This window comes from Gordonia sp. ABKF26, assembly GCF_041103195.1.
GTDB classification, from domain to species: domain Bacteria; phylum Actinomycetota; class Actinomycetes; order Mycobacteriales; family Mycobacteriaceae; genus Gordonia; species Gordonia terrae.
Genome location: NZ_JBGCVZ010000007.1, coordinates 1 through 15837 on the forward strand (window position 1 = coordinate 1; position 15837 = coordinate 15837).

A 15837-nucleotide genomic window follows, 5' to 3' on the forward strand; every position below is an offset into this window, starting at 1 on the left:
GGGCGTGAGGAACGAACTGGTGACAGGTTCGGTTTAGGCCGCGAGTGTGAGCGGCTCGGCTAGCTTGGCTTCGAACTCGATGGGCGTCAAGCCGCCGAGGGTGTCCTGGGCGCGCTGGCGGTGATACTTCCGCTCGATCCAAACGACGATGGCGAGTCGCAGCTCCTGCCGGGTCGCCCACCGCTGCTGGTTGAGGACGTTCGTTTGCAGCAGTGACCAGAACGACTCCATGGCCGCGTTGTCCCCCGCAGCGCCGACTCTTCCCATCGATCCGACCATGTCGTGGCGGCGCAACTCGCGGGCCATCGCGCGGCTGCGGAACTGGCTGCCCCTGTCGGCGTGCAGGATGCAGCCGGCGACCTCACCGCGGCGCGCGACAGCATTTCGGACGGCGTCTACGGCGAGTTTCGCGGTCATCCGATCTGAGATCGAGTACCCGACGATTCGGTTGGAGAACACGTCCTTGATCGCGCAGCAGTAGAGCTTGCCTTCGCTCGTCCAGTGCTCCGTGATGTCCGTGAGCCAGAGCCGGTTCGGTGCATCGGCGCGGAACACGCGCTGGACGTGGTCGTCGAACACGGGCGGCCCGGCCTTCTTCCCCTTCCCGCGTCGCCGGCGTTGCGCGGACGAGAGAATCCCCGCCTGCGAGCACAGCTTCCACGCCGTCCGCCGGCTCATCCGCCACCCCGCTCGGCGGGCCTCGTCGGCGAGGTATCGGTAGCCGAACGTCGGGTCCTCGTGGTGCGCATCATGCAGCGCGTTGATCCGATATGCGCGGAGCACGTCCGCGTCCCGGACGGGGTCGTTGCGCCACCGGTAGTAGGGCTGGCGGGCGAGCTTGAGAACCCGGCACGACACCGTCACGGGGATCCCCGCGTCGGCGAGCTCAGATACGAGCGGGTACGTCATTTTGGGGAGCCACCAAGCCGCAGGTTCGCCTGCGACAGATACGCCGCCGCACGGCGGAGGACCTCGTTCTCCTGCTCGAGCAACCGGATCCGCTTCTTCAACTCCCGCGCCTCGGCGGCGTCCGCGGCGGTCTGGCCGGGACGGTTACCGTCTTCGACGTCGGCTTGACGGAGCCAGTTCTGCAACGTCGCTTCGCTGATACCGAAGTCGGCGGCGATCTGTTTGATGGTGACGCCGCTCTCGCGGCTGCGAGCAACCGCAACGACGTCCTCGCGGAACTCTCTGGGATAGGGGCCGGGCATGATGACATCCTCCCCGTCAGCGCCTCCCGGCACTAACGATCAGTTGTCACCAGTTCGTTCCTCACGCCCGAGGACACCTCGATCACCGAATCCAGGCCGAACCCAATCAACGCCCCGGACGAGACCCGCGCGCCTTCGCTGATCGCGATCACGGCCTCGATCACGTTGTAGGTGATGGTCGCTGCGACAAACCAACGGATACGACGCTGCAACAGCTCCCGGCGTTCGACACTCAGCGACGGACGGCCAAGACTCGGTAGGCCCAGCTCGGCGGCCATCAGCAGCACCCCTGGTCGCCGGAGTCGGGGCAGCACGACGGGTCCACCGCGAGCACCAAGCCGAGTAGATCGTCGAGCGCGTGCCCAATCCGGCTGTCAGCCAGTTCATAACGACTACGCCGGCCCACCGGCACTGCAACCACCAGACCGCAACCCCGGAGGCATGCCAGGTGGTTCGACAATGCTTGCCTCGACACCCCGATCGTGTCGGCCAAGTCCGCCGGATAGGCCGGACCGTGCCGCAGCCGCAACAGCACCTGCGTGCGGGTCGAATCAGATAGCGCGTAGCCGAACCTCGTCAGAGCGTCCCGCTGTGCAGTCACAACAGTTCCCATGACGCGTACTGTACATGGATCTGTGTATTCAGAAAATAGTGAACATCGACGTGCTGGGCGGCCGTAGGAGCGGGCGGCAGGTGCAGGTCGCGTCCGTCATTCAGAACCGGCGCGTTCCATCACGACACGAGCGGCACGATCAAATCTGGCGGCAAACAGAGAGTTGTCTTTTCGACGATGAAACCCCCAGGTGTCGCGGTACTCGCGGTAGAAGAAACCCATCGCGGTCAGGTAGTGACGCTCAACGGTCAGAAGCTTCGCGACGACGCGACGCAGTTGGTCAGCCGAGGCAGGTGATGAAGCGTCAGGGGCCAGCCGGTAGGCCGCCAGACGATGAGACCACGTGCCCTCGAGGTAGTCCGCCCAGTCGACCTGGTGTTCCGTGAGCACGTCGACAGTTTCAGGCATCGCGTCTGCGGCAACTGCCGCCGCGATGTAGGCCATCTTCTTCGACGACCAATTGTGAACCGCAGCGATATCACCAGCAAGCCGTTCGACGTCGTTGGCGTTTGTCTTGTCAACGACTGCCTCCATTACATCTAGATTCACGTCGGTAGCGACCTGGCCCGCGGCGGGCCAGTCCACCTCCTGCGCGAGCGGGAAGCCCTGCGCGTAGACCGCCCGCTCCACCCGGTACTCGTCCAGCGCGGTCGTTGCCAGCGCATAAAGCACCTGTTCGCCCATCTGCGGCGAACGAAGGTCAAGGTCGGGATGGCCCTCCATCCGCGAATGGATCAGAGCATGTCCGGCCTCGTGCGCCAGTAGTCGGCCGAGCTGTGCGAGTTCCAACCCGCGCACGGGTTCAGCGTTCACCACGATCACCTGGCAGTCGTCAGATACCGGGATTGTCTTCGCAGCAACGACATTCGTTCCACGGGCAGTGTCGTACGTCGTTGAACTCAACAGATCGCGAACCTCGCTGACGAAGTCGTCACAGATCACAACCTCCGCGGACGCAGGACACGACATTCGATCCAGCCCTTCGGACATCGTCGCTAGCTGATCGCTGGAGAAGCCGGCACGGTTGTCAATGCGAATACCCACGCTGAGCAGCCTAAGCGTCACCTACGACATGTTCAGACGCGTCACTTCGCCACGAACTTGCCCGCCCATCGACCTGAGCTCGATCTTGTGCCGCCAGTTCATCTCGGACGCAGGTGCAGAATTCCGGAACCCACCCGACTCCGTCCCATTTCGCTTCCCACGACCATCCCGAACCCGTCGGGGCCGGACCCGGGGAGGCCAGCATCGGCGCCATCCCAGCCACCTGTTCACCACCTCCCCAGGGGTGTGCCCGTTCGACGACTGAGGCCGCCCACCCCGTACTCGGGATGAACGGCCTCAGCGTGTTGATGATGGACGGTGCCGGTCAGTGCGCCTCTCGGCGAACGGCCGCTCGCAGCGGCGAAAAGGGATGAGGCCCGGGGCAATGAGCCCGCCACCGTCACCTTCCTCAACAGGGCTTACCGGCCAGCTATTCCGGCCGGTGGCCTGGCGTTACTCAGCGAGCTTGGCCACCGCCTGTGCCCACAAGAAGAACTTGTTGGTGCCCAGGTCACGCACGGTCTTGATGTTGAACGCCGCCTGGAGCTTCTCGGCGTCGCCGTCGTGACGCCCTGCAACGCTGCGACCGGCGCATCGGCCAACTCAGCCAGCGACTTGTCCTCGTATGCCTTTGTCGAACTTGTCCGCAATTCCAGTCATGACCACTTCTTTGAGAGTTCTCGATAACAGGTGTGCGAACCCCCAGAGGGAGGGGCGTCGCGACCGCAGCGTAGACCGACACAATGACCGTCGGAAGGACCCCAATCACGCGGGTTGCAGGGATGCGAAAGGGGCGCGGACCGACGGCCAGGTCAGCGGCTTCCCTCCGCATTCCTGACCGGGCGTCCCGCGCCCCGTGTCCGCTACCCTACAGCTAGACTCGAATGGGTGTTCGAGGAGTGGTCTGATCGGAGGACGCTGCGGGTGTTCGACCCACCGCGCCCGGTGTGGATCGACATGACCGCGGCGGGCATGGCCGGCGGGTTCACCCCGGCCAACACGGTCCCGCTGCGCGTGCGCACCGGCGGCGTGCGCCTCGAGCAACGCATGCAGGGCTGGCAGCACGCCTGGCTCCAGACCAGCCAGGGTAGATGGGTCGCAGTGGTCTCGGTGCGCGTGGCCAGCGCCAACGAGCAATCGCACGCCTCGATTCCGCTCATGGTCGCTGCCGACGCGATCCGCCGTGCCGAGCCTGTGACGACGAAGGATGAGCCATGACCGAGAACATCGAATCCGCCGGCGGGATCAGCGACCGCCGCGCACCCAAGCGTGTCCGCGTCGAGTTGGCTGATCTCACCCTGATCGTGCGCCCTCCGGGGCGTCCGGTGCAGGTTCGGACGTTCACTGACGCCGAACATGCCGAGGCTCAGGCCTATGCCAGGGAGACCGACGCGAGCGTGGAGGCCCTCGGCCCGGACCGCGACGACGTGAGGGGCGAGTCACTAGCTGGGCGTGACGACCGGTGACCGGTGGATACAGTTCGGCCCCGGGTGTGCGTAGGGTACGCGCCCGGGCCGAAACGAAGGCGGACTCTAGGTGGTGGGTTCGGGCTCGAGGTAGCCGATCGGGCCTCCGCTTGTCGACTCTGATGCGGCTGGTCATGATCTTCTGGGCCGCGGCCACGAGTGGGTCCGCTGTAGCGCCTGGAGCTGGTGACGGCGCGCTGCTCGTTGGCCATCGCGAAGATGATGGCCTCGTCGTCGGGGATGGGGTTGTCGCGGTTGCGCAGTCGTGCGAGGAGCTTGGCCGGAGTTGATAACTGGGGAGGTGTCTCGGTTCTCGTCGGATGCGTTGGTGGCGATGGGAGACAAGGTCGGGGTGCATGTGACGGTCAGCGTCGATGCCGGCGCCGAGTACCCCGGGACAGAGGTCATCGGCTTGGTGCGGTGAGCAGCTGGTCAGTCCTCATCAGGGTGTGCCGCGGCGATCGCTGCTTCGAGCGAGTCGAACATGTCGATCCGCTCGACCGGTAGTTCGGTGGCCTCGCCCTCGAATACGGTTCCGTAGCCCTCGGCGGTCACGGTGTAGGTCACGGTGATCGACTCGCGGCCGGGGTCGTCCACGATTACGACGACATCGTCGTATTCCTGGCGCGCTGGGGGATGGGGCCGAAGCCTGGCAAGGTTGATTGTGACTTCCAGATCACCGGACTCGTTGTGTCGCCAGTCGACCGGGTGATCCTTCGGCGTGAATTTTGGCAGGTACTGAGCCACCGGTATGCCGAACGGACCTGCTGGCGGTTCCCAGTTCGGGTCTTTCAGCCGTTCCCATTCGAACTCGTCGATGTCGTCGTACTCGAGCCCTCGAGCGCCGTGGAAAGTGAGGATCACCTCGACGTCGGTCAGAAACGATTCTTCGCAGTTGGTAATGGTGAAGTGGACCGCTGGCCAGGCGATCCGGGCGAGATAGTCCTGGCACGAGGGCCAACGGGCCGCCAGTCGTTCACGGAAGCGTGTCACTTTCGCGGCGATCTGGTCAGCGCTGAGCACCGTGCGGTCCGGCTCCGAGTAGCCCATCGCTGCGAAGGCACTGCGTGGCATGAAGGAACTGGGCTCGCTCGCGTGTTGTTTGTTTTCCTCGTTGCTGTCATGCACCTGTTTCTCGTAGATCTCGACGAGCGCGTCCCGCACCTCGTCGGCGCGATCGAAGGAGCGCGCGGTGCCCTGAATGTCGACCGACACGAGTATCGGCCTGGGGCCGGCTTTTATGTCCAGGAACTGTTCCCGGACCTGGGCCATGTGGGGCCGGTCGAGGATGGTTGTTAGCCGCTCCAGGTGGATCAGGTCGATTTCGATGCCGTCGCCGAGGAGGCTGAGATCTCTGCGTTCGGCCAGTCGCAGTTCTTGATTCGTGACGAACACCAGGCCGGTCAGGTGTTCCTCCTTCTTTTTGGCCGAGGCGATGTCAGCGGAGAGCTTGGATGTGATGTCGGCGAGCGTCTGCTGTCCCCGGGGGAAGTAGACCGCCATGATCCATTTCTGGCCGTTCTTCTTGACGAGCGCATCGGCTCCGCCGTCCGGGCCGCCCAAGGGGTGCGAGGGATCGATGCTCTCGTAGCCCTCGGCATCCAAGACAAGCGCTGCCAGACGCTCGGACGGAGGCTGTCCAGTCGTCCACTCCCGCAGTCGGTGCCAAGTCTCGTCGGTGCGTGTCATGTGGATCATGATGCTCTACCCCGGAGGCTGGGACGCTCGCATCTCGCTGCGGTGCCGGACTGGCGAGGCGACGACCTCCGCTGGACTCAGGGGGCCTGCCCGGTGGGTGGGCCTCTTGGCGACAACGGCAACGTCCAGGCGACGGGTCAGCGCTTCCGGAAACTGGGCATTGAGGTCTGATCGGCGCGGTCAGGCCAATGCGGGCTTATTGGACGTGTCGGTGCCGTGCGGCGTGTAGTTGGCGGTGTGCGGCGGCGAGTTGGTGGCGTAGCCGGGCGTTCTCGGCGGCGAGATTGGGGTTAGGACGGTGTCGGCTACCTGTGGGTGGGGTGGCCGCGTCGAGTGCGGTGGGCTTCTGTGCCGCAGATTCGATTGGGGCTGCCCTGATGCGGGCGAGGATGTCGGGTTGGGTGTAGATCCATGAGCGTGCGACGCCGGCAATGCGGGCGAGTCCTGCGACAGTGGTGGGCGCAGGGTGGGTGTCCAGGGCTGCGAGGGCGCGTCGGCGGGTGGCGTCGTGGCGGCGGCGCGCAGCTGCGCGGAGGTGGGCGCTGTTATCGGCGTGCATCAACGGTGACCTCCACGGTGTCCTGCGGCCGGGGGTAGTCCGCTGACGGTGACTCGCCCGGTTGTCGGAGCCAGTGGCCAGGTGGTCGCAGCACATCCCCGATCGACGTATCGAACATATGTACGAATAATAGGGGGTGCGGGTGACACCGGGCGGGTCGAGCCGGGCCGGGCTGCGGCCTGCGGTTCATCGGACGGGTGATCGCGCGGCCTGGTCGATTCCGGTGGCGACGCGTAGCTGTTCGGAGTCGTAGCCGTTGGCGGCGTTCATGTCGCAGCGCACCGTGCCGTACCCCTCGGGGAGGCCGTTGCCGTACCCCTGGCCGTCGGTGTATTGGTGGGCGATCATCTGTGCGGCCAGGTCGCGGGTGCCGGCGGTAAACCTCGGCCGCGAACCGTAGGACGGAACGACGAACCCGATCGGGGGACGGGTGGGCCAGATATGGGCGTCGTGGGGGTTGAGGTAGCCGATCACGCGCCGCGGACGACCGTGGATATGGGGGCCGCGCCAGTCGCTGATGCCCCAGACGAGCCGGTTGATCGGATCGCTGTTGTCGCCGGCGATCTGTCCGCCCCACGATTCCACGTCGACCATCGACACGACGTCGGGGCGGTTCTCGCCTTGCATCTGTCGGTGGGTGTCCAGGACGTCTCGCCAGTTGCGCCGGTACACGCAGTAGACGATGAGCCCGCGTAACCGGCCTGAGTCGAGCCACGACCGCGCCATATTCCAATTATGGGCGAAATTGCGGTCACGATAGGTGCCGTCATTCGATCGGATAGACAACCATTTATACGGATAGCTGTCATCGATAGGTGGCTGCCATTCGGAAATATCCGCAAACAAAGTATCGGCCATTATCGTCTACTCCATTTTCTAATGATTCAGGGGGACCGTCGGGACGGCAGGGGACGAGTCGTTCGGTGGCGCTTCGCCACCCTGCCCTTGACCGCACTATCCCGCAAACCCATTGGTATAAAGCCACTCTCAGGTGTAGCGCAAGTTGCCGACAGATGCACTGTCGGAGGGTTCAAAAGTCCTGTGTGATCTGCGGTGTTGTGTGGAGGACGGGTGTCCACAACGCATTCTGCAGCACCGCCGGACGTATTTCTGTGTCGATTCATGGTGTGGCCTGGAGTGATGGGAAATTGTCGGTGGCGGATGCCAACCTGTCGTTAGCTCGTCACCTCGTCGAGCATCCGCCGCCAACAAAAGGCGATGGATTTTCACCACTCGCAAGGAGTATTCGTAATGCACGACAACACCACGTCTGAGGCCACGGCCACTGCCACGACCCTCGAGGACACCACACCGGCTGTGCAGGCTTTCACAACCACTGCCGCGGTCGCGGCCGGCTGCCAGATCTACCCGCCCACAACGTTCCAGGTGTGCGGGGCGATCCGCGACAAGTACAACCAGATGGGAGGACCGACGAGCTTCCTGCTGTTTCCCAAGAGCAACGAGCTGACCAACCCGGGCAACACCGGCAAACGATCGGAGTTCATTGGCGGCAACATCTACTGGTCGGCAGCCACCGGCGCGCACCCGGTGGCGCACGAGTTCCTGTTCAAGTGGGGTGACCACGGCTACGAAACCGGCTTCCTGAAGTACCCGAAGACCGACGAGATCGTGCTGTCCGATGGCATCAGCCGCCGCCAGGAGTTCCAGGGCGGCCACATCTACTGGTCGCCGGCCACCGGGGCACACTCGATCCAGGGTCTGATCTATGACAAGTGGAAGGCTCTCGGCGCCGAGACCGGTGTCCTGAAGTTTCCGACCTCGGATGAGATCGTCGCCCCCGACGGCAAGGGCCGTTTCACCACCTTCCAGGGCGGGGCGATCTACTGGCACCCCAACACCGGGGCGCACCCGGTGTACGGGCCGCTGCACATGTTCTGGGGCCTGTCCGGGTACGAAGCCGGGCCGTACGGCTATCCGACGGCTGGCCCGGTCTACACCGGTGACAACGTCTCGCAGACGTTCCAGCGAGGCACGTTGCGGCTGTGGGATGGCCAGCTCGGCGGCGTCCACCAAGTCGACGACTCCGAGGAGTTGACCCTCGACGACACCTGGGTTTTCCCGGAGTATCCCGTGTGGCCGAAGGCAGACACGTTCGCGGATTGGAACACTGTCGATGATCCCGACGGCTCCCTGTCGGAACAGAATCGCCAGGAAGCGAACATGGTCGACAACGCCCTAGCCACCTTGGGGGGTTATGACGTTACTCGGTACCTGTGGAGGCACATGTACGAAGATCCAGGTCTCGCCGTCACACTGGCACCGAGCACGGTCGATGAATGGATGGAAGAGTCGTTCACTGGCATTCCCGGATTCACTGCACCCGCGCTGGTCCGCGCGGCCAATCGTGACCACACTGTCGCGACCGCCATCGAGTTCGCCGATCGGCTCAACAAGCCCTTCAAAGCGACCTTCATCGCGATCGGCAAAGATGAGGAGGGCGATGAGTACAAGGGCTGGATTGTGACCCGAGGACTGTCCGGCACTGATCAGTGGTACGCGGCCGGGGGGTACTCGATGTCGGCGTGCACCTCAGTCATCGCCCGGCCCGGTCCGGCTGGCCGGCATCCGATCAAGCTGGTGCAGCAGGCCCACACCTACGACGAGTACGACTTCGACCCCGAGTACACCAACTCGCTTCCGGTCGATTTCGCCACGGAGATCGCGCTCCGAGGGTTCCGGCTCGGAATCAACAAGTGGTTCCAGGTCTTCGGACACGGCAGCCCGATCGCGTGGGAAGGCTTGCGCTAGAAAGTCAGTAGCCGAGCCGCCGGTTCTGCACCGGCGGCTCGGCTACGTCCCCGCGTACAGAACGAACAACTGCGTGTGCGACGGGGCGGGGTTGAGAACCACGGCATGGGTGCCAAGATCCAGGGATTGGCCCCCGTACAGTCGCTGGGTCCGAGTGATCCTCGAACCACCGCCGGCGGGACAGACCAAACCCAGCTCGACGAGCTCTCCGCTGGCTCGAGGTGCGGGAATGGACGCGCACGGCAGATCCTCAAACTCGATCAAGTCGCGACCGACGTCGGCGGCCCGCAACGTCCGGAACTGATCAGCTGGCCCGTCGTACCGGATGGCGAACGCCGAGGTGCCGACTGAAGCTATCGGCCACACGAAGCCCTTGGAAAACGTGAAGCCGTCGGGCACGTGCACCCCTTTGCCTTCGACGCGAGCAGCAGCATCGTCTGCGTCGATGCTCTTGCGATACGTCGGCTCCTGAAACCCACATGCCGGGAACAGCATCCCGACACACAACACCACCGCCAGGGCCATCACACCCGAACGAACTCGACCGAAGCGGGTCATCTCTCTCCCCTGATAGAAGTACGCGCGACGAATACCGAAGCCGCTGCGGGAACAACCACCCGACTCTATGCGCCGAGCAGGGCACAGCAGCGAGACCGTCGAGCGTGTCAGCATCAGCGCATGGCATACACCTACCGCGACTTTTGAATGGCTCGCGATCACGCGGTTGCCACGAACAACACCGGCTTCGGAGCAGCGACGGCGGACATAGGGTAGGAGTAGGACGATGGAGCCCCTGCACACCGAACAGTTCCGTCTGGCCATGGATTACGGCCAATTCCTGTTGCGTGGCAACGCGCGGTTCGATGTCGATGAGATGGCACTTCTGGAGCGGGCTCAACGCGAGCAACCGAGTGCGAATGCGGGCACAGACGGGTTGATCGTGGTCCTGTCGCCGCATCAGAACAACTTCGACATGGTCATCGACGTGCAGATGTGGGAACGCCGGCCTCCGGAAGACCGCGACGACTGGCAACAGGTCAGCGAGGACCACCTCACCATCGACGAGGACCGCACCCTGACGCTGGAATCGCCCACCACCGAGCCCCTCACCTACGATCTCGACCCCGGTGACTACATCGCCGAGGTCAGCGGCAAAGACTTCGTGGCACAGGGGTGGCCGGGGTCCACCACACCAGGCGACTCCTGGCGCATCCGACTGTGGCCCGACACCGGCGAGAACCTTCAACCCCCCAAGCTCTGGCCCGGTCCCGACGGACAACCCTCCGAAACCGAAGCCACCGAGGAGCCTCGGGACACCAGCATCGTCGTCGAGGACCTCTCGAACATCGAGTTCGCCCAACCGATCGTGGACCTGCCGGTCTTCACTCCCATGCAGATGCAAGACCCCACCGCGCAAGCGATCAACTGGTACACAGGCGCGTTCTATGTCTACACAGCCAACCCGCAGCTGGCCGAGAAAGTAGTCAACCTCCCCGCCGCCCGCCAGCGCGAACTAGCTGTGTGGACAGCGCAACAAGCCTGCGTCGCAGCAGGTATCGGCGACCAGCCGTGGGTGAAAACAGCCATTCCCCTGATCACCCAGGGCATCAGACCGCCCGACGCCGACGAGCATTACCGATCAGTGAAAGCTGCTGCCGATCCCACGCACCCCGATCCGCAGTTCCACTACGCCGAAGCTCCCCACAACCTCGACATAGGCCTCACCGAGAACCGGCACTATGCCAACACCCACCACCTCCACCGAGCCGCCTATGCGGTCCTGTCCATCGTCATCGCCGGCAGCGACGACCCTCTCGAGGCAGCCACCGGCGCAATCCACTTCGCCAACCTCGTCTACGGCACCAACATGGCTGACTTGCATACCCAACTACTCCAGCGCGCCGAGTGAGCGACAGTGCACGGGAGGCGACTGCAATCGGGGTGGGTCTTGCGATCGCCGTGCCACTGGGCATTACATTCGGTGTGCTGGTGGGCAATCTGGCGTTAGGGATCGCGGTCGGCCCAGCGGTAGGTATCGCGTTCGGACTTGTCTACGCGGCACGAAAGACATCGCGACCCGACGGCCAGTCATCGAACCCCGACAGCCGCGACACCTGAACCCAGCAGCATAGATACGTTCGCAGGTCGCATCTCAGGACGCTATTCGCAGGCGACGCCGTCGCCGTCGCGGTCGAGCTTGCTGCTGTACCCGGGCTGGCCGGCGTAGATCGGGGCCGCGCCCGCGGCGCGGACTGCCGAGCAGTTGGCGTAGTAGACAGACGAGGGCGCCTCAACCGCAGGTGGCGGGGTGTAGGTCGTCGTCGGCGGCGTGTAGGTCGGTTCCGGGATCGGTGTCGCGGTCGAGGTGCGGGTGTTGGGGATCTGGCGGGTCGTCGGTGCCGGCACCGCGGCGCCGCAGCTACCGAGGACGCGGGTGATGGCGTCCTTCTCGGCCTGGGTCACCCACAGCTGGTAGGCGGCTTTGACCTCGACCTGACGGGCGACGTAGGTGCAGCGGTAAGAGCGGTTCGGCGGCAGCCAGGTCGCGGCGTCACCGTCGCCCTTCTGCTGGTTGGTGGGGCCGTCGGTGGCTTGCAGGTTGCGCGGATCGTTGGCGAAGTCTGCTCGCTGGGCCGCGGAGAGCTGCTGGGCGCCCTTCTGCCATGCATCCGACAGCGCGACGACGTGGTCGATCTGTACCGCCGAGGAGGTCTGTTGGCCACGCACGAACGGGATGGTGGTGCCGGTGTAGGGGTCGGCGAGTGTTCCGGACTGCACGGCGCAGCCGTTCGAGCCGGGCTTGAGCACGATGTTGGTGAGGTCGCGGCGCAGGATGTCGTTGCGGGTGTCGCAGCCGTTGTGGCCGCTGTCGACGTTCACGTCATCGGTCCAGGCTTGCCCGAACAGAGCTCGGTCATACCCGGTCTTGGGTGCGCGACCCTTCACCTCGAGGGTGTCCAGCGTGGCCAGTGCTTTGTTCGCGGCCGGTGCCGCCGACACCGTGACGACCGGCGTTGCGGTGGGCAGCGACACCACCTCCGACGCCGTCGCGGCCGACGTCGTCGTCGCAGGCAGGGTTGAGGTGTCGGCGACACGCTCGGTGGTCGTGTTGGTCGTCCCGCACGCACCCAGCGCCAGGGCCATCACAGCGGCGCAGCTGCCGACCAAGACCCGCGTGCGAGTCCTGCGAGGTGAGGGGGTGGCCGGCGGCTCTGACGAGGAGACGGCAGGGGGGAGCGGGGGCATAGCCATTGAGCGGGAGAGCCTTTCGCACAAGCGGCGACCGGCGCGCACTGGCCGATCGAATGTCAACTACCTATAGCAACCCACTCGGACATCGTTACCGAACCGGACAAACCCGTCCCGCGATTGCCTCGATGCCCCCCTGTTACTCGCGGTAACGGAGTCGGATTCGGGAATGACCCCCCCGTTGTCATTGCCCGGAACGGCGTTGATAACCCGGCCCGAACCGAGATGGGCGGGCGGCCACGGTGTCGGCGCGGCTGGTTCGATCACCACTACCCCGGCTGCGACACCTCGACGATCCGCGGGGCCCGTCCATCATTCATGGAGCTCAGCATCTGCTCTCGGTGTGCCTGCGCGCATCCACCCTTCGCGTACCGCGACCCCGGCGAGGACGAGCGCCATGGAACCGATGCTGCGCAGCTCGACCCCATCGATGGTTCCGGGGGTGGCCAGCACGAACAACCCCAACGCCACAAACGGCACCACGACGGTGACGATCCCGGCGACGAGCCGTCTGGCGGCGACCGCGTCAACGACAGCAGCGACTACGACCAGCACAAATGCTGCGAGCGCGTAGTAGGCGGGGTTCTGCCACCACGTGTGAATGCCGGGGCTGCCACCGATGAGGTCGACGTAGACCGCGCCAGTCGTCGGGGTGTAGGCCGTCCAACCCGACCAACCTTCGGAGAATGCGCCAGTCATCGTCGAATAGGTTCCCCACCAGGTGATTCCACCGGTGAAGAGGGCGGAGACTACGAAGACCCACCACATGATGTGGCCCGTGATCCGAGCACTGACCAAAATCGATTGCCGTTGCCGTGACATGCCTGCAACTATGACCGACAACTGTCCGGACGCGTTGTAAAGTACGCATTGCAAACAATGTAGTGAATGTGTTGACGGCGCAGCTAATCGGGGAGCAGCAATGGCAACAAATAACGCACCGAATGATGAAACGCCCACCAATTCGCAGGGCGGCGTCGCCCGGTCCGGTTGGAGTGTGGGGACGCGAGCGACGATGGTGCTGGCCGCCGTCACCGTCGCGTTAGCGGCCGCGCATCTGTGGTGGTCAATTCCGGTATGGCCGGTGTGGGTGGCCGGTGGGGTGACGTTTGCTGTGTTCGTCGTGGCCCTGATCCGGCGAGCACACCGCTCTGCTGAGCTCGAAGACGATCTGTACTGACGGTGTCGCGCCGCAGCCGAAACGCGACCGGTCGCCGACTATTGACTTGCGCTGTCGCGGACGGTGTTTGCGTTAGGGTGATCGTTCGCGACCCAGCGCACGAGGTGATGGGGTAGTAGCTGGCGGTAGGAGGAAAGCGGTGCCGTACCTCGGGCTGATCTACCTGGTGATCCTGGTGATCGCGCTGATCGACATCATCACCACCGACGACGCCGCCGTACGTGGGCTGCCCAAGTTCGCCTGGGTAGTGCTGGTGGTGATGCTGCCGCTGATCGGTGCGCTGGTGTGGCTGGCGGTCGGGCGCCCTGTGGGTGATGAACGACCGCGCCGGCAGCACTCGGGCGCGGCCAGCGAGTTCCCGGAATACGACCGCCCCGGCCGCTACATCCCGCAAGACCCCGCAGCGGATCGAGAGTTCCTCCAGCAGTTACGCGATCGCGCCGAACAGCAACGTCAGACCGCCCGCGAACAGCAGCGAGCCGCCGACCGGTCTGAGCGCCCAGACGACACGAACCCACCGCCGGCCTCCAAGTAGGAGAGGCAGGTAATCGATGCACATCGCGGATCGTGGTCGTCGCGAAGCTCTGGTGTTGTTCGCGCTGTTGGCGACCGCGGTGCTGGTGTTCGGGGTCGTGACCGTCGTGACTGGCGACGAGGAGCCCGACCAGACTTTCGCCGCCCCGATCCTTGAATCGATGCCCACGGCGCCGGAGATGCGGTGGACAGCGGATGCGGGATCGTTGTTCGGCAACGAGTTCCGCGACGCGGGTGTGGTGGTGCCGGCCGCGGACGACGACGTGGTGATCGTCCAGGCCACCCAGACCGCGATCGGCAAACCCAGCGCACTCCAGGCCCTGGACCCCGACACCGGACGACCGCTGTGGGACACACCACGGATCGGCTGGGACGACGGGTGTGCATTGAGCGGCGACGGCCAGCTGGCCTGCACCCGACGCGTCCGCGTAGACGGCGCCGTCGCTACCAGGGTGTCGTTCCTTGATCCACGAACCGGCACGGAAGAAACCGCCGCGCTCATCCGAACCGCCGGTTCCGTGACGACCCTCACGGGTGTCGGTGACGGTTTCCTCGTCGAGACCAACGACATAGAGAACGTTGTTATCCCGGAGGAGCATTCCGCCAGCGGCCCACCGAAAGTCGAGTATCGCCTCGAGGTCGTAGACGATCCTCCCGATCGGCAGATGACGATCACCAAGTTCGACTCGCAGGGCCACCAGGCCTGGTCGATCCAACCGCCGGTCAATCAGGACCGCGCGGTCGTCTCCGACGCCGGCAACCTGTTCGCCGTGAGCGACACGACGCGCGGTGGTTTCACCATTTGCCGACTGGACACCGGCACGCGGGTCTTCTCTCGCACCGACAGTGAGAGCGGCACACCACCCGACGCGGCGGTCCTGCACCCCTCTGGGTTCGTGACCAGCCGCTCCGACCGAGGGGACGACCGAGTCATGTTCTTCGACGCCGACGGTGTGAGAACTGGCGAACTCGCAGGTTGGCGCGTGGTCCCGGGGAACTTCGAGCAGATCACGACGGTTGACGGCGACGAACTCGCGCTGTCATCGGGGGCCGCTGTCGGGATCGCATCAATCCAGGATCGCGCGATGCGCTGGGATACCGGCATGTCGAAGCACTCGCTGAGACTGCTCGATGACCAGTACGCAGCGATCGAGTCCGACGACTACGCCCAAGGCAGCACAGGGACGTGGACGGTGTTCGACGCACAAACCGGCGACCAGCGAGGCCAGGCGACCATCGGGTACGGGCAGCGATACCTCGGATTCGACGGCACACGATTGCTTTTCGACGGCGACCCGACGGCCAACCACCGCCCGAACGTTCCGATTCTCAGCGCATACGACGCCGAGACGGGCAGGCAGTCGTGGCGGCTACCAGCACCCACCGACACCGCCCAGTGGCAAGTCACCGGACCGTATCTGCTTCTGATCGATTACACCGCAGACTTCATATCCCACTCAGTCACCCGGTACGCCCCATGAAGCGCCGACAAACGGACCAACGGACCGTGGTCA

16 protein-coding genes and 3 pseudogenes are annotated in these 15837 nt (G+C 64.7%); 8 read left to right on the forward strand and 11 right to left on the reverse strand.

All coding sequences use genetic code 11. From position 1 onward, the window contains the following. Positions 1–33 precede the first annotated feature (33 nt). From AB4Z55_RS27240 to AB4Z55_RS27260, 5 genes and pseudogenes are all read right to left on the reverse strand, one after another. A pseudogene (locus tag AB4Z55_RS27240) lies at positions 34–1211 on the reverse strand (IS3 family transposase). 68 nt (positions 1212–1279) lie between these two features. Next, positions 1280–1489 (reverse strand): annotated as a pseudogene (locus AB4Z55_RS27245) (hypothetical protein); the annotation flags it as partial. Next, the gene (locus AB4Z55_RS27250; RefSeq protein WP_369518902.1) at positions 1489–1824 is read right to left on the reverse strand and encodes an ArsR/SmtB family transcription factor; all 336 of its coding nucleotides are present in this window, start codon (positions 1822–1824) and stop codon (positions 1489–1491) included. The pseudogene AB4Z55_RS27245 and the gene AB4Z55_RS27250, both read right to left, overlap by 1 nt. A 96-nt stretch (positions 1825–1920) precedes the next feature. Continuing rightward, complete coding sequence (locus AB4Z55_RS27255) at positions 1921–2868, reverse strand: hypothetical protein (RefSeq protein WP_369518901.1); 948 nt, start codon at positions 2866–2868, stop codon at positions 1921–1923. Positions 2869–3321: 453 nt separating this feature from the next. Next, positions 3322–3528 (reverse strand): annotated as a pseudogene (locus AB4Z55_RS27260) (hypothetical protein). A 228-nt stretch (positions 3529–3756) separates the two neighbouring features. Between AB4Z55_RS27260 and AB4Z55_RS27265 the strand changes: the two are divergent. The 3 genes from AB4Z55_RS27265 (at position 3757) to AB4Z55_RS27275 (ending at position 4758) form a co-directional block, all read left to right on the forward strand. Beyond that, positions 3757–4086 (forward strand): hypothetical protein, encoded by a 330-nt coding sequence (locus tag AB4Z55_RS27265; RefSeq protein ID WP_369521165.1) that lies wholly within the window; start codon positions 3757–3759, stop codon positions 4084–4086. Next, entirely contained in the window at positions 4083–4334 is a 252-nt protein-coding gene (locus tag AB4Z55_RS27270) for a hypothetical protein (protein ID WP_369521166.1), read from the forward strand. The genes AB4Z55_RS27265 and AB4Z55_RS27270 overlap by 4 nt, the downstream gene beginning before the upstream one ends. A gap of 286 nt (positions 4335–4620) precedes the next feature. Beyond that, entirely contained in the window at positions 4621–4758 is a 138-nt protein-coding gene (locus AB4Z55_RS27275) for a hypothetical protein (protein ID WP_369521167.1), read from the forward strand. A gap of 8 nt (positions 4759–4766) precedes the next feature. On the opposite strand, the gene AB4Z55_RS27280 is transcribed toward AB4Z55_RS27275, so the two are convergent. The 3 genes from AB4Z55_RS27280 to AB4Z55_RS27290 form a co-directional block, all read right to left on the reverse strand. Next, complete coding sequence (locus AB4Z55_RS27280) at positions 4767–6023, reverse strand: hypothetical protein (protein WP_369521168.1); 1257 nt, start codon at positions 6021–6023, stop codon at positions 4767–4769. 205 nt (positions 6024–6228) lie between these two features. Next, on the reverse strand, positions 6229–6591 hold the full coding sequence (locus AB4Z55_RS27285) for a DUF6262 family protein (RefSeq protein ID WP_369521169.1): 363 nt from the start codon (positions 6589–6591) through the stop codon (positions 6229–6231). Between the two features lie 186 nt (positions 6592–6777). Next, entirely contained in the window at positions 6778–7317 is a 540-nt protein-coding gene (locus AB4Z55_RS27290) for a hypothetical protein (RefSeq protein WP_369521170.1), read from the reverse strand. Between the two features lie 525 nt (positions 7318–7842). Here AB4Z55_RS27290 and AB4Z55_RS27295 point away from each other — a divergent pair. Next, a complete protein-coding gene (locus AB4Z55_RS27295; protein WP_369521171.1) occupies positions 7843–9360 on the forward strand; it encodes an LGFP repeat-containing protein in 1518 nt (505 codons plus the stop codon). Between the two features lie 42 nt (positions 9361–9402). Here the strand turns inward: AB4Z55_RS27295 and AB4Z55_RS27300 are convergent, their stop codons facing one another. Then, positions 9403–10080 carry a hypothetical protein gene (locus tag AB4Z55_RS27300; RefSeq protein WP_369521172.1) on the reverse strand — a complete coding sequence of 226 codons (678 nt, stop codon included), beginning with the start codon at positions 10078–10080 and terminating at the stop codon, positions 9403–9405. Positions 10081–10144: 64 nt separating this feature from the next. Here AB4Z55_RS27300 and AB4Z55_RS27305 point away from each other — a divergent pair, with 64 nt between their 5' ends. Next, positions 10145–11269: a hypothetical protein gene (locus AB4Z55_RS27305; RefSeq protein WP_369521173.1), complete on the forward strand. Its 1125-nt coding sequence runs from the start codon at positions 10145–10147 to the stop codon at positions 11267–11269. Positions 11270–11520: 251 nt separating this feature from the next. Here the strand turns inward: AB4Z55_RS27305 and AB4Z55_RS27310 are convergent, their stop codons facing one another. Then, positions 11521–12504: a DUF1524 domain-containing protein gene (locus tag AB4Z55_RS27310; protein WP_369521174.1), complete on the reverse strand. Its 984-nt coding sequence runs from the start codon at positions 12502–12504 to the stop codon at positions 11521–11523. 417 nt (positions 12505–12921) lie between these two features. Then, the gene (locus AB4Z55_RS27315; protein ID WP_369521175.1) at positions 12922–13308 is read right to left on the reverse strand and encodes a hypothetical protein; all 387 of its coding nucleotides are present in this window, start codon (positions 13306–13308) and stop codon (positions 12922–12924) included. A 316-nt stretch (positions 13309–13624) separates the two neighbouring features. On the opposite strand from AB4Z55_RS27315, the gene AB4Z55_RS27320 reads away from it, so the two are divergent. The 3 genes from AB4Z55_RS27320 to AB4Z55_RS27330 all read left to right on the forward strand — a co-directional run bounded on the left by AB4Z55_RS27320 (position 13625) and on the right by AB4Z55_RS27330 (position 15804). Continuing rightward, complete coding sequence (locus AB4Z55_RS27320; RefSeq protein WP_369521176.1) at positions 13625–13789, forward strand: hypothetical protein; 165 nt, start codon at positions 13625–13627, stop codon at positions 13787–13789. Positions 13790–13928: 139 nt separating this feature from the next. Continuing rightward, the gene (locus AB4Z55_RS27325) at positions 13929–14324 is read left to right on the forward strand and encodes a PLD nuclease N-terminal domain-containing protein (RefSeq protein ID WP_369521177.1); all 396 of its coding nucleotides are present in this window, start codon (positions 13929–13931) and stop codon (positions 14322–14324) included. Between the two features lie 16 nt (positions 14325–14340). After that, entirely contained in the window at positions 14341–15804 is a 1464-nt protein-coding gene (locus AB4Z55_RS27330) for a hypothetical protein (protein WP_369521178.1), read from the forward strand. Positions 15805–15837 lie beyond the last annotated feature (33 nt).

Coding starts and splice junctions, on each gene's coding strand:
- AB4Z55_RS27250 (WP_369518902.1), bottom strand. CDS start 1,824: ATGGGAACTGTTGTGACTGCACAGCGGGACGCTCTGACGAGGTTCGGC.
- AB4Z55_RS27270 (WP_369521166.1), top strand. CDS start 4,083: ATGACCGAGAACATCGAATCCGCCGGCGGGATCAGCGACCGCCGCGCA.
- AB4Z55_RS27280 (WP_369521168.1), bottom strand. CDS start 6,023: ATGACACGCACCGACGAGACTTGGCACCGACTGCGGGAGTGGACGACT.
- AB4Z55_RS27285 (WP_369521169.1), bottom strand. CDS start 6,591: ATGCACGCCGATAACAGCGCCCACCTCCGCGCAGCTGCGCGCCGCCGC.
- AB4Z55_RS27290 (WP_369521170.1), bottom strand. CDS start 7,317: ATGGCGCGGTCGTGGCTCGACTCAGGCCGGTTACGCGGGCTCATCGTC.
- AB4Z55_RS27295 (WP_369521171.1), top strand. CDS start 7,843: ATGCACGACAACACCACGTCTGAGGCCACGGCCACTGCCACGACCCTC.
- AB4Z55_RS27305 (WP_369521173.1), top strand. CDS start 10,145: ATGGAGCCCCTGCACACCGAACAGTTCCGTCTGGCCATGGATTACGGC.
- AB4Z55_RS27310 (WP_369521174.1), bottom strand. CDS start 12,504: ATGGCCCTGGCGCTGGGTGCGTGCGGGACGACCAACACGACCACCGAG.
- AB4Z55_RS27315 (WP_369521175.1), bottom strand. CDS start 13,308: ATGACTGGCGCATTCTCCGAAGGTTGGTCGGGTTGGACGGCCTACACC.
- AB4Z55_RS27320 (WP_369521176.1), top strand. CDS start 13,625: ATGGTGCTGGCCGCCGTCACCGTCGCGTTAGCGGCCGCGCATCTGTGG.
- AB4Z55_RS27330 (WP_369521178.1), top strand. CDS start 14,341: ATGCACATCGCGGATCGTGGTCGTCGCGAAGCTCTGGTGTTGTTCGCG.